The following is a 12,803-nucleotide window of genomic DNA, read 5'->3' as shown; positions in this document are numbered from 1 at the left end:
CTAGGCCGGAGTAAACAGACTGTCCTGGGCATCATCTGGTGGCGGGTCCGTTCCACCTGGGGGTCCTTGGGAACTTGCGGCGGCTTCTTTCTTGAGTTTATGGTGCGCCGATTGCTGCGCCGCCGTGGACTCATTGAACTTCGGTCCACCGGGCCCCGGATATTGGGTTCCGGCGCGCCCGTTCTCAGGACTCCTGGTCGCGTGCGCCATGTTGTATCTGAAGTCTCGGGCGTCATTATTATCGCCGTGATGTCGACGGCAGCGCAGCGTGAGGTTCTTTAGGTCCGTTGGCCCTTGGAAGCTCCAAGCGATGATGTGGTGAACATCGCAATTCATGGCTGCCGTCTCGCAACCGTCATGCGAGCAGACCATCTCGGAGGCGATGAGCGCTATCTTCTGCGCCAGCGTCGCGGTGCGCTTGCTACGCCCCAGCGCGAGTGGCTGGAAGTCTTTATCGTCCATGATGCAGAGGTAGTCACTGCCCGCAGCTCCCAGGCGAACCAGGTCGAGCGGGGTGAGGTAGATTCCCGTATCCGTTGGCAGCAACGTGTCCGCCGAGAGGTTCTCAAGCTCCTTGCGGGTCGCGGAGACGACGATGGAGGAGAGGCCCGATTCTGGGTGGCGGCTGGTCATGAAGTTTTGGCACAGTATCGCCAGTTGGTCCGCGCGGCGCTGTGCCAAAGTGCGGTTATCTTCGTAGCCGGTTTCATCCTTGTCGAAGGCCGGGCGCGCAGCCGGAGACATTGCTTTCATGAGCAGCGCTGCCGTGACGGGGTCAAGGCGGCCACTGAACTCCACCATGCCCTCTGCGTCTGGCTGACCGATGATGAGCTTGCGCTTTTGCGCCTGCGCAGTGTGATCCTTTTCCCCGTTAGGCATGCGGCCCTTCGCATTAGCCTTGCGAATCTCAGCGCGCAACCAGTTCTTCAGCTGTGACTTGGAAATCTCGCGTGCCTTGTTTAAAGCCATTTCGCGGAGCTCGTGCTCACCGGGCTGGGCGAAGCGGTCGAGGTTCTTGAGTTCATAGTCAATCATGCGCAGCACGTCTGCTGGGATGGAGCCAGTGCCAAGCTTGTCTCGGTTGCGCTGCTTTGCTTCATTCTCGCGCTCTGCACGTTCGCGCGCCTCACGTTCTGCTTGTTCCTGTGCCGCCCGTTCACGCGCCAAACGCTCACGTTCGCGTTCCTCACGCTCACGGCGCTTCTGCACATCTTCGGCAGAGGTCTCAAAGTTGGGGTCCTGTGTGTCCTCGGAGGCCTCCGATTCAGCCTCTGGCTCCGGCTCGGCCGTTGGTGGTGGTCCCACGTCAGGCTTGACGTCCTCGCCGAAGAGAGTTTGGGCATTGCGGAGTCGGTCCATAGCCTCGGGATAAGTCAACCCTAGGCGTTTAATGAGGTACTCCGCTGGGTTGGCTGAGGAGACCATGCGGCCAGCATCAGCGCGCTCGGCAAGCAGGGCGAAGGCAGCATCGATAAAAGTCTTCTTGCCGAATGCTTCCTCCAGCTGTTCCATGCGGAGGTAGATGTCGTGGAATCTGAGGGTATCCACTGAGTGCATGGCGGCCTGCAGGTTGCTAAGGCCGGTAACGATATGTTCGATAGATTCGTGGATGATTCCATTGGTGATAGCGCGGTCTTGCTGACGTGCGGTGGGGTTATAGCCGTGCATGACATCTCCTCCTTTCATGGCTATGAACTGCAATAAAAGGTGTCGTTCTCGGGTTTGTCTCTATTCTTTTCTTGTCATCAGCCTAGCTGAAGTAAAGGCGAAAGGGGAGGGAGTGTTCGAAAAGGAAGGCGGCGAAAATTAAAGGTCTATAAATGACTTAAAGGTTGAAATATTCTCTTGCCAACTGGCAAAACGGTCGAATTTGGGACACGAAAAAGAGGATGCGAACCTTAAATGGTCCGCATCCTCGATTGCCCTCAACCGGGGGTAAGTTAGGCGCCGGCAGCCTCCTGCAGGGCGGAGGCAACCGCTGCGCGATCCGTACCTTCGACAGCTTCGAAGGAATCAGCAAGGCCTTCGATAGCAGCATCGGGCTCACCAGGTCCGACGTGGACAACACTGAGCTCCACATTGCCACCGGCTGCCTGCTCAAAGGCTTGGGTAAACCCGGCATCATCCATATCGCCTTCAGTGCCCGTGGTCACCAGCAAGACACGGGCTGTAGAGCCGGTGTCAGCTGCGCGATCTGCCGCTGTATCAACGGCAGCGACGACTGCAGAGCGCGATTGCGGGACGCCGCCAGTGCCGAAGTTAGTGATGGTATTCGCTGCCGCCTCACCGTCGCCGAATCCGAGGTTATCGCGGAAACCTACGGTCACGCCCGGGTTGAGAGGGGAGGAGTAGTTCCACAGGGCGACAGACTGACCGGCGCCGGACAGGGCGCGGGCAGTATCAGCAAGCGCGCCAGTAACGGGCTCAAAGCGGTCCGCCATGCCATTGGAAGTATCTAAGAGGATGAGAGTGTCAGCCGCCTCGATAGCAGGCGCAGCGGGCTGCTCAGAGGTGGTTTCTTCCTCGGATGCTTCTGGTTCCTCAGACTCTTCCACGGCAGTTGATTCGGCCTCGGACTCGTCTTCGGATTCTCCAGTGGACTCAACCACGGAGGACTCCTCGGCTGCAGCCTCATCAGTTACTTCGGCCTCGGAACTGCTCTCGGCGGCGGCGTTGGTGTCTTCGCCGGAATCATTATTGCCCGCGAGGAGGTAGATTATCAGCGCAACAATGGCCACCACCACGGCAACCGCCACGGCGATGACCCAGCCCGCTACCCGGTAGTTATCTTGTCCATTTGAGTGCCGCGCCATTGTGCAGTGCCTTTCATTTCCTCCGCCACAATCTATTAGGCACCTAGATTAGCGCGTTTAGCGGTCTCAATCAGTGCGACAAGCCGACTGCGCATGGGCTTTGCCCGCTCCGCTAGATCCCGCTGGCGGTGGACATACTCGGCCTTCCCCTCTGGGGTCTCGATGGCGACCACACCAAAGCCCAGCTCACGGCAGTCATAGGGAGAGGCCTCCATGTCCAGAATGCGGGCATCGACGGCTAGTTCCAGGGTGTCGAGGAAGAGGTCTCCAGGTACCAAAGGCCCCATCTTCCACGCCCACTTATACAGGTCCATCGTTGCGTGCACGCATCCAGCTTGTTCAACGTTGACCTGGTCTTTTCTCTCCAGTACCGTCAGATTCAGCGGCCTGGCAGGAGGGGTAAAGAACCGGAACGCGTCATAGTGGGTGCAGCGAATTTTATGCTTTTCCACTACGGCATCAGTACCGTCTTGTCCTAAACGTAGCGGCAGGTCGTGGCGTGTTTGCTCGGATCGGTACAGCATCGCCCACTCGTGGAGCCCAAAGCATTCAAACCGTGATGGGTTGGCTTCAGAGTTTTCCAAAAGGCGCTGGATATGTTCCATGGAATCGCCGCGGCGAGCCCAAAAGGCGTCGATGTCGAGGCTGATGGCGCCATCGGCAAGCTGGTAATCGCGAAGGTTGGCATGAGAGCAGTCGCCATCGTCAGCCAAAGCAACGCCAACGCCAGGATGCCATTGGCGCAGGTGTTTCGGGCGCACCGGATAGTAGTTGAATAAGAAGTCAAAAACTGGGTGCTTTTCGCCGGGGAAACGGTAGCGGGCCAGGAGGGCATCGGCACGCTGCTCATGGGCTTCCTGGGCCGCGTGCCAGGTGGCAGGGTCTAACACGCGCATGGTTTAACGCCCCGAGCGACGCTGACGGTTATTGGGCTTGCGGTTTTGCCGGCTGCTTGCCGATGCCCCCTTGCCACCACGGTTCCTTCCGCCATTTCCGCCGCGACCGCGTGGTGCAGGTGTGCCCTGATTCTTCGCGGGTGCCTTCTTCTTTTGCTGCTGTCCGGGCTCAGGCAAGGCAACGCCGGTGGGGGCCTGCGCGCCCGTAATCGCGGCGAGAGTGCGGTTGGTGGCCGGGTTATTGTCATTGGAGATATCAATGCGCTGGGCATCAACACCCGCCTTCTCAATGAGCTTATCCACTTCATCGCGCTGCGGGTTCATGACCAAAGTGACCACGGTTCCTGCTTCGCCAGCGCGCGCGGTGCGGCCGGCCCGATGCAGATACGCCTTGTGCTCGGCAGGCGGATCGACGTGGACCACGAGTGAGACATCGTGGACATCAATACCGCGGGCCGCGATATCGGTTGCCACCAGCACAGAGACCGTGCCATTAGCAAAGCCCTCGAGGGTCGTGGTGCGCGTGTTCTGGCCTTTATCGCCATGCAAGCCCATCGCTGGGATGCCCGCGCGGCGCAACTTCTTGGCCTGACGGTCCACGCCATGCTTGGTGCGCATGAACATGATGGTCTTGCCATCACGCGCGCCAATACGAGTGACCACCGAGTTGCGCTCTTCGCGTTCACCAACGAAGAAGAGGTAGTGCTTCATCGTATCCACAGCCGCTTGGACCGGCGCGGTGGAGTGGGTGACCGGGTCTTTCATGTAGCGGTCAACCAGCTTGGTGACATCGCCATCCAGCGTCGCTGAAAACAGCAAACGCTGCCCCTCGCGTGGAGTCAGATCCATGAGCTTGCGTACCTGTGGCAAAAAGCCCATGTCTGCCATCTGGTCGGCTTCATCGAGGGCGGTGAGAGAGACATCGGCAAGCGAAAGCTTCTTTTGATTCACCAAGTCCTGCGCACGCCCGGGCGTGGCCACCAAAATGTCAACGGGTCGCGCCAACTGGCGGATTTGATTATTGATGCTCACGCCACCAACCACGGACAATACGCGCAATCCCATGGCATTCGCTGGCTCATCCAGACGCTGCTGAATCTGGATAGCCAGCTCACGGGTTGGCGCCAAAATCAGTGCGCGCGGATGCGCAGGCTTGGAAGCACCGGAACCCGCAAGACGGGAGATGATGGGCAGACCGAAAGTAAAGGTCTTGCCGGAACCTGTGGGACCTCGCCCGAGGAGGTCTTTTCCTGCCAAAGCGTCAGGAATCGCCGCCTCCTGAATAGGAAACGGCGAGGTAATGCCCTGTTTAGTCAGGACGGAAACAATTGGCCGCGGCAGGCCAAGATCAGCAAAAGTAGTCATTGCCCTCAAGTTTAGCCGCGGAGGTGTTTCCTCAACTAATCCATCTTGGTGATGGAGCGATCCGCAGACCACTCGATGTGATAGGTGCCTTCCTTATCCACGCGCTTGAAGGTGTGTGCACCGAAGAAGTCACGCTGTCCCTGCACCAATGCTGCTGGCAGGCGGGATGCGCGCAGCGAGTCATAGTAGGAGAGTGAAGACGCAAAGACTGGCACTGGCAGTCCCAGCTGGGTCGCTGCGATAACCACGCGGCGCCATGGATCGATCAGGTCAGCGAGCTCACCCTTGAAATAAGGATCCAGAATCAACGCTGGCAGCGCAGGGTTGGTGTCATATGCTTCGCGGATACGGTCCAGGAACTTCGCTCGGATGATGCAGCCGCCACGCCAAATGGTGGCCAGATCGCGAGGATCGACGTCCCAATTATGTTCATCGGAACCGGTCTTGATCAGGTCAAAGCCCTGGGAATAAGCAATCAGCTTGGAAGCATAAAGTGCGCGGCGAACGTCTTCGATGAAATCTTCGCGGGAAATGCCGAGGCCCTCAAAGTCGATGGCGGTGCCAGCTGGCAGGTCGCCCTCTTGCGCAGCAGCACGCTGGTCAGCAGAGGAGGAGAGAGCACGCGCGAAGACGGCCTCAGCAATAGCGGTAATTGGGATACCGAAGTCCAGACCATTAATCGCGGTCCAGCGGCCAGTGCCCTTTTGACCAGCGGCATCCACGATAACGTCTACCAAAGGCTTGCCGGTGTCCGGATCCTGAGTTGCCAGAACCTCAGCGGTGATCTCAATGAGATAGGAATCCAGGTCGCCAGAATTCCATTCCTTGAAAACCTCAGCGATTTCAGCTGGTTCCATGCCTGCGCCAAAGCGCAGAAGCTGATAAGCTTCGCCGATAACCTGCATGTCAGCGTACTCAATGCCATTGTGAACCATCTTCACAAAATGCCCAGCACCATCCGGGCCGATGTGGGTGACACAAGGGGTGCCATCGACTACCGCCGCGATGGACTCAAGGATCGGCCCCAGAGTTTCCCATGACTCAGCAGGACCACCAGGCATGATCGAAGGGCCGTTAAGCGCACCTTCCTCACCGCCGGAAATGCCCGCGCCAACGAAGTGACGGTTGCGCTCGGCCATCTCCTTCTCACGACGAATGGTGTCCGTGTACAGCGCATTACCGCCGTCGATGATGATGTCGCCATCATCCATGGCATCAGCCAGCTGATTAATAACAGCGTCTGTTGCCTTGCCTGCCTGCACCATGATGATGGCCTTGCGTGGGCGCTCCAGGGATGCCACGAAGTCCTCGACGGTTTCAGAAGGAATGAAATTACCTTCCGAACCATGCTCTTCAATCAGGGATCGGGTGCGCTCTGGGCTGCGGTTATACACGGCGACGGTGTTGCCATTGCGGGCAAAGTTACGGGCTAGGTTGCTGCCCATAACTGCCAAACCGACAACACCAATGTGGGCTTGTTCAGTAGATTCACTCATGCTTCGACATTTTACGCACACTCAGCCCAGCGCGTGTTGACCTCCACCTGCAAACCGGTCACAAACCCAACTAGCTGGGCGCCTAAGATGAATGTTATGAACGCAAAACCAACATCTGAGACCATCCGCCAACAACTTGATGAATTGCTCAAAACCGCGCATGAGCGTGCCTTAAATAGCAACGAACTGGCGTTGATTAATGACAATCTCATTGGATTCGATGCCCAGTTGGGTCTGCGTTATACCCACATCACCCGTGGCGAAGTCCGCGCGATGGTGCGCGTGAGCCCATCGCTGTTACAGCCCTGGGGCTTGGTCAACGGCGGGGTCTATTGCTCAATTGCTGAATCCGTTGGCTCCATCGCGGGCGTGGTGCAGGCCGGTGAGGTCGTGGTCGGTGTCAATAACAACACCGACTTCATCAAACCTGTCACCACCGGCATCATCGAAGCACACGCAACACCAATCCAAACCGGGCGCCGTAGCCAAATTTGGAACATCGAACTCACCCATCAAGGCAAGCTCGTTGCCCTCTCCAAGTTGCGAACCATGACGCTGGGATAGCATTGCTTGCCGATGCGGAGGGCTATAGCCAGTTATTCTTCCGGAACCACCAGAAGATGACGCCCACGGTGATAATCATGAACGCGATGGAAATGTAATACCCGTATTCCAGGTGGAGCTCCGGCATGTTGTCGAAGTTCATACCGTAGATACCGGCGATGAGCGTGGGCACCGCCGCCATACCGACAACCGCGGAAATGGTGCGCATGTCGGTATTTTGCTGCATAGAAACCTTCGCGACGGACACATCCAACAGCGAGGACAGACGTTCATCGAAGCTTTGGATATGGTCTTTGACCACGGACTGGTGGTCATGGACGTCACGCAGGTAGGAGCGGATTTGCTTAGCGATGAGATCCTTGTGGTTTTCCACTAGTGACTTCAATGCGGCGGACAGCGGTTCCACTGCGTGCTTCATCTCGAGAATCTCGCGTTTGTAAAGGTAGATGCGGTTGACATCGAATTTCACGCCGGGTTCGAAGACTTCCTCTTCGATCTCATCGACTTCGACGGCCAGCAAGGCGGAAATCTCGGAATAGCGGTCAACGAGCATGTCGAGGATCTTCCAGACCATAGCCACGGGGCCGATCTCCACCAGGGCTTGTTCATCAGCAACCGTGTACGCCAGGTTCGGCAGCTTGGCCTTGTGGCAGACCGTGATGATGAAATTTTTGCCCATGATCATCTGAACCTCACCGGTGGAGATGACATCGCGGCGGTCGGTGACTTCATCTGAGTCGCGGTAGTTGACTGAACGCGCGACGACGAACAGCTGGTCATCGTAACGCTCCAGCTTGGGACGCTGATGGGCAACCACGGCGTCTTCGACAATGAGCTCGTGAATACCGAATTGCTCGGCCACGCGGGTCATCTGGTGCTCCACGGGTTCTACCAACCCCACCCAGACAAAGCCGCGGCCGTATTCTTCAACCGCCTCAAGAGCGGAGTGCACGGTGTATTCACCAGGCAGAGCTTCGCCGTCGATGAATACACGGCAGTGCTCAATGGCGTGCTCAACGGGCAACTTCATCTTAGATTGTGAAGGAGGCTCAACCTTTGGCTTACGTGGCCTAAACGGCGACGGTACAGCTGGCATATTAGCCTCCTTTAAGGGTGATTAATCAAGTGATGATGACGCTAAGGAATCATACCCGCAACCGTCACGCCTATACTTATTGTTATGCCTACCTGGAAAGAACTTACGGAAGCAGACCCTTCGCACTCGCACAATTATGCCCGCAGGTGGAAAGTGCTTGCAGCGCAGGGCAAAGACATCTACGGCGAGGCACGCACCGCCGATGCCATGTTGGAGCGCGGCTCCAAGGTGCTCGATGCCGGCTGCGGCACTGGACGCATCGGTGGCTATTTGGCCAAGCAAGGCCACAACGTGGTGGGCATGGACATTGATCCCATCCTGATTGACTATGCCCGCGAGGAACACCCTGATGTGCAGTGGGAGGTTGGCGACCTGTCGAATGATGAGGTCCCTGAATCCGACTTCGATCTGGCAATTTCCGCTGGCAACGTCATGGGCTTTCTAGAGCAGGAAGGCCGCGAGGGCGCATTGCGCAACATCTTCAACGCATTGGCTCCTGGTGGACGTTTCATTGTCGGTTTCGGCGAAGGCCGCGGCTGGACGTTCGATGAGTTCTTGGCGCTGGTAGAAAAGGTCGGTTTCCGAGTCGAATTCAAATACTCCTCGTGGGAGCTAAATGTTTTCAACCAGAACTCAACCTTCCTAGTGGCAGTTCTGGCACGCCCCGGAAGCTCCCTGCTGGGATAAATCAAAAAGCACAGCGCTCCTAGTCTTTTTCCGTGAAATACGGGAGAGACTAGGAGCGCTTAGCTTTTCCGAAGCAGTGAAGCTTTTACTTCACGTCCTGCTTCTTGGAGTTATCAATCACGTTGCGGGCATATGCCTGCTGCTTGGTGATCTCAATGTTGCCACGGTTGCGGCTAAGAATGTTGTGGCCCCAGTTGACCAGGGTTGCCAAACGGCTGCGGACACCACGCAGGTAAACCAAGTGCAGGCCGGACCATGCCAACCAGCCCAGCAGGCCGGTGAACTCGGTCTTGCCCATCTTCACCACAGCGTAGCCGCGGGAGATGATTGCCATGGAGCCCTTATCGAAGTAGTCGAAGGCTTCCTTCTCATTGACGGTGGACTCTTCATCGACCTTGGCAACAATCAGCTTGGCAGCGTGAGCGCCACCCTGCATTGCCACCTGAGCCAGACCAGGCAGACGGTTGAGACCCATGAGGTCACCAATCGCGTACACGTTGGAGTACTCGCCGACAGTCAGATCCTCATTGGTGGAGACGCGGCCTGCGCGGTCAACCTCAACGCCAGCCTGCTCGCCAACCAGGCGTGCGAGTGGGGAAGCGGCAACACCAGCGGACCAAATCTTGGTCGCGCCGTGCAGCTCATGAACGGACTCGTCCTTCATGTTCTTGTAGGTGACGGTCTCTTCATTAACATCGGTCACCATTGCGTTCAGACGAACATCAACTCCGAGCTTCTCCAGTGCACGCTGGGACTTACGGCCCAAACGCTTGCCGAATGGTGGCAAGACCTGTGGAGCGCCATCCAAGAGGTAAATCTTTGCGGATGCAGTGGAAAAATTGGAGTAGGTATCCTTCAGGATACGGTTTGCCAGCTCAGCAATCTGACCGGTCAACTCAACACCGGTTGGGCCAGCACCAACGATGATGAAGGTGAGCAGGCGCTCGCGCTCCTTCGGGTCATCGGTAAGCTCTGCCTTCTCGAAAGCACCGATGATGCGGGAGCGCAGCTCAAGTGCGTCATCCAAGGTCTTCATGCCTGGAGCGAACTCAGCGAAGTGGTCATTGCCGAAGTAGGACTGGCCGGAACCAGCAGCAACGATCAGGGAGTCGTACTCGAAAACGCGGGTCAGTTCATCATTGACGGTGGTCACGGTTTGTGCCTTGATGTCAATGTCGGTGACTTCAGCGTTGACGAAGTTGGCATTGTCCTGGTTACGCAGCAGCTGACGGACGGAAGGTGCAACTTCACCGGCAGAAATCATGCCGGTTGCTACCTGGTACAGCATTGGCTGGAACAGGTGGTGGTTTTTCATATCGATTACGGTGACGTCAACGTCTTCACCTTTGAGCTTCTGTGCGGCAGACATGCCACCCAGACCAGCGCCGATGATCACGACGTGGTGGCGACCACCGTTGGGACGAAATGGAGCATCAGTCATTGCGAAGGAGCAACCTTCCTATAGTAATAAGTAATTTTTCGACACAAGTAGTCTAGATCCGAAATCCCTGAAAGACTAGTTAGTAAAGCCTGTGCCTTATGTCTATCGCGGCAAGCCTACTAAGGATTGTGCGTTTGATAACTAACATCGTATCTCGGACTAAACGATAGTCATTTAAAGAAAAATTCGCTGGCATTTCCCCGCTATGTTCCCAGCCAGCGGCGCGTAAGAGGAAGGCAGTGATGGCCACAGACCAACATTTGTCGAGCATCGATCACGATGCATGGCCAGGTATCGCCTCAACCCCTAGTGGTTTGTTAACTGGGGTCAAGGCACGGCGTGCGGAGGCCGAATTTGCTAAAGCCTGCGCAAATGCCGGACTCTCTTTGGAAGATGAACCAGATTTGACCGTTCATCATGATGCTTTGTTTGCTCGCATCGCGCATAGCGGTTGGCTAGGAATTGCCGAGTCTTTTATGGCCGGGGAGTGGTCTACTCCCGATTCTTCAGCTTTAGTTAAAGTTCTCACACGCCTGTTGGAAGTGGGATATAACCCAGCAACAAAGCATGTTCCGATCTCCGAAGCCTTCGGCGGTGAATTGCCCGGTGACCTGGTTGCACTCTATTCGGGAGATGGTTTGAGTCATCACGGCGGCGCCTTTACTTCGGGAGTGCCGACCACGGTCCGCGAATCCTGGCCGACATACTCACGCGGGGTGAATAAAAATAGCAAACCTCACTTCGTCGACGTGACAACCGTGGCCGAACCCGATGACACCGTCGACCGTGAGGACCTCGCTGATGCGCAGCGTCGCTGGGCCGAGCAGCTCTGCGATATGACTAAGACCAACGTGGGTACCCACATGCTGGTTTACCCGGCTTCCGGCGCGCAGGTAGCTGTCTCGGCCGCCGCCCGCCGCGCGACGGTAGATATTGCCTCCCCGGATGACGCGCACCTGGCATATCTGCATGAGCAATTGGTACTGGAAGGCGTAGAAGACTCCGTTGCCTGCGTTAGCCTGGATGATGGCATCCCGCGTCGCGGAGAATTGCACAGCCGCTATGAGGCGATCGTGAGCATCGAAAAGCTCGAAGCACTAAGCCCCAAGCAACGTGAAGCCTTTGCTCAGACCATTAGCCGGGCGCTGGTGGGGACCGGCCGCGTGGTCCTGCAATCCACCGTTGCCACCGAAACCATGTCCAAAGCAGCACACTCCGCGCTGCAACCCTTGCGTGCCTATATCTGGCCCGGCATGGAATATCCCACGACTCACGACGTCCACAAACTCCTAGAACGCAATTCCGGCCTGCGCGTCATTGAGCACACTCACGTGGGAACCCATTACAAAGCATCCCTACGCCATGAACGCTCCTTCTTTGATGGGCGCCTACGCGAAGCTGCAGCCGCCGGATTCGACCAAGTATTTCGCCGCCTGTGGACCTATCAATTCGCTCTGCGTGAAGCACTGCTATCGCTTGGCATGATCGACTCCGTTGCGTTTACTGCCATCCACCGGCACCGGGGTGGTAGGCGTTAGCGCTGTGGGTGCAAGCACCGACAGCGTGAGCAGTGATGGCGCCAGCATCGACGTCGTGCAGCGAGCAGGGGATTTGGACACTTTCCCCAGCTGGCGACACCCTTTGATTCCCTCCGAACGGGGGTAAAGTGCCGGATTGTTACCACCTGCGCCGATTTCAGGGCTAGGGTTGGTTCCTGCTTAAAAAAGAAGCTTAGATTGAGGGGCCTTATCCACTGTTCAAGGCCCCTTTCTTAGCCCCTAACCGTATTTCTCAATGCAGTATCTATTTAAGGAGACTGTTTAAGTGTCTGAAAAGCGTGCTTCGCGGAGCCTCGGTCGCGGCAATGCCGTGGCTGTGGCGCCTGCCAGGGATGCACTCGATGTCGAGAACTTCGAGCCAACTGGTGATATCGAAGAGACCGATAACGGACGTCAGATCGTCATCTCAAGGGAGATGCCTCAGTCTCCCAAAGTTATTTGGGGCTACCTCGAGGATGCTGCCCGTATTTCCCGCTGGTTTGGCAACTGCCACACCAAGGGCGATACCTTGCATCTCTCCGTAACCGCGGATGATATTGAGACTAGCTACGATGTCACCATCGCTGAGTCGAATCCGTACACCTACCTGCACTTGGCGGTTAATGACCACCAGGGCCATGACTTGGATCTGCGTTTCTACCTCACCGAGGAAGATAACCATGAGACCTACTTGGAATTCCACCACAGCGTTGATGGGGTAGAGGACCAGATTGGATTGATTGCTCCAAAATGGGAGCTCATCCTGGACCGCCTCGAGATCGCGCTAGAGGGCGGCAACATCAAGGACGTACAGCTGGAGAATTACTACCCATGCCAGCTGGCACACTACGACCTTGCGGCTAAGAACTAACGCAGCAGCTTTGCGCTAGCTCAAACTCAAGAGAAA

Annotated in this window: 11 protein-coding genes; 4 read left to right on the top strand and 7 right to left on the bottom strand. The window is 56.8% G+C overall.

Annotated features, from left to right (window positions below; all coding sequences use genetic code 11):
• From ACG98I_RS00670 to gndA, 5 genes are all read right to left on the bottom strand, one after another.
• Positions 1–1,686, bottom strand: a complete 1,686-nt coding sequence (locus ACG98I_RS00670; RefSeq protein ID WP_394717612.1) for a DUF222 domain-containing protein — start codon at positions 1,684–1,686, stop codon at positions 1–3.
• A gap of 254 nt (positions 1,687–1,940) precedes the next feature.
• Positions 1,941–2,813: a vWA domain-containing protein gene (locus ACG98I_RS00665; protein ID WP_394717611.1), complete on the bottom strand. Its 873-nt coding sequence runs from the start codon at positions 2,811–2,813 to the stop codon at positions 1,941–1,943.
• Positions 2,814–2,848: 35 nt separating this feature from the next.
• Positions 2,849–3,709, bottom strand: coding sequence for a 3-methyladenine DNA glycosylase (locus ACG98I_RS00660; RefSeq protein WP_394717610.1), 861 nt, complete (start codon positions 3,707–3,709; stop codon positions 2,849–2,851).
• Positions 3,710–3,712: 3 nt separating this feature from the next.
• Entirely contained in the window at positions 3,713–5,074 is a 1,362-nt protein-coding gene (locus ACG98I_RS00655; RefSeq protein ID WP_394717609.1) for a DEAD/DEAH box helicase, read from the bottom strand.
• Positions 5,075–5,109: 35 nt separating this feature from the next.
• Positions 5,110–6,570, bottom strand: a complete 1,461-nt coding sequence (gene gndA / locus ACG98I_RS00650) for an NADP-dependent phosphogluconate dehydrogenase (protein ID WP_394717607.1) — start codon at positions 6,568–6,570, stop codon at positions 5,110–5,112.
• 96 nt (positions 6,571–6,666) lie between these two features.
• Between gndA and ACG98I_RS00645 the strand changes: the two genes are divergently transcribed.
• A complete protein-coding gene (locus ACG98I_RS00645; RefSeq protein WP_394717606.1) occupies positions 6,667–7,134 on the top strand; it encodes a PaaI family thioesterase in 468 nt (155 codons plus the stop codon).
• A gap of 22 nt (positions 7,135–7,156) precedes the next feature.
• Here the strand turns inward: ACG98I_RS00645 and corA are convergent, their stop codons facing one another.
• Positions 7,157–8,230, bottom strand: a complete 1,074-nt coding sequence (corA, locus tag ACG98I_RS00640; RefSeq protein ID WP_394717605.1) for a magnesium/cobalt transporter CorA — start codon at positions 8,228–8,230, stop codon at positions 7,157–7,159.
• Between the two features lie 84 nt (positions 8,231–8,314).
• On the opposite strand from corA, the gene ACG98I_RS00635 reads away from it, so the two are divergent.
• The gene (locus tag ACG98I_RS00635) at positions 8,315–8,917 is read left to right on the top strand and encodes a class I SAM-dependent DNA methyltransferase (RefSeq protein WP_394717604.1); all 603 of its coding nucleotides are present in this window, start codon (positions 8,315–8,317) and stop codon (positions 8,915–8,917) included.
• 85 nt (positions 8,918–9,002) lie between these two features.
• On the opposite strand, the gene ACG98I_RS00630 is transcribed toward ACG98I_RS00635, so the two are convergent.
• Positions 9,003–10,358, bottom strand: coding sequence for an NAD(P)/FAD-dependent oxidoreductase (locus ACG98I_RS00630; RefSeq protein WP_394717603.1), 1,356 nt, complete (start codon positions 10,356–10,358; stop codon positions 9,003–9,005).
• 242 nt (positions 10,359–10,600) lie between these two features.
• Between ACG98I_RS00630 and ACG98I_RS00625 the strand changes: the two genes are divergently transcribed.
• The gene (locus ACG98I_RS00625; protein ID WP_394717602.1) at positions 10,601–11,896 is read left to right on the top strand and encodes a class I SAM-dependent methyltransferase; all 1,296 of its coding nucleotides are present in this window, start codon (positions 10,601–10,603) and stop codon (positions 11,894–11,896) included.
• Between the two features lie 286 nt (positions 11,897–12,182).
• A complete protein-coding gene (locus tag ACG98I_RS00620; RefSeq protein WP_394717600.1) occupies positions 12,183–12,767 on the top strand; it encodes a toxin-antitoxin system toxin subunit in 585 nt (194 codons plus the stop codon).
• Positions 12,768–12,803 lie beyond the last annotated feature (36 nt).

It is taken from the genome of Corynebacterium sp. L4757 (assembly GCF_043673995.1).
In the GTDB taxonomy this organism is placed as follows: domain Bacteria; phylum Actinomycetota; class Actinomycetes; order Mycobacteriales; family Mycobacteriaceae; genus Corynebacterium.
Note: the sequence above shows the minus strand (reverse complement) of the source record. Positions and strands in the feature narration are given on the sequence as shown.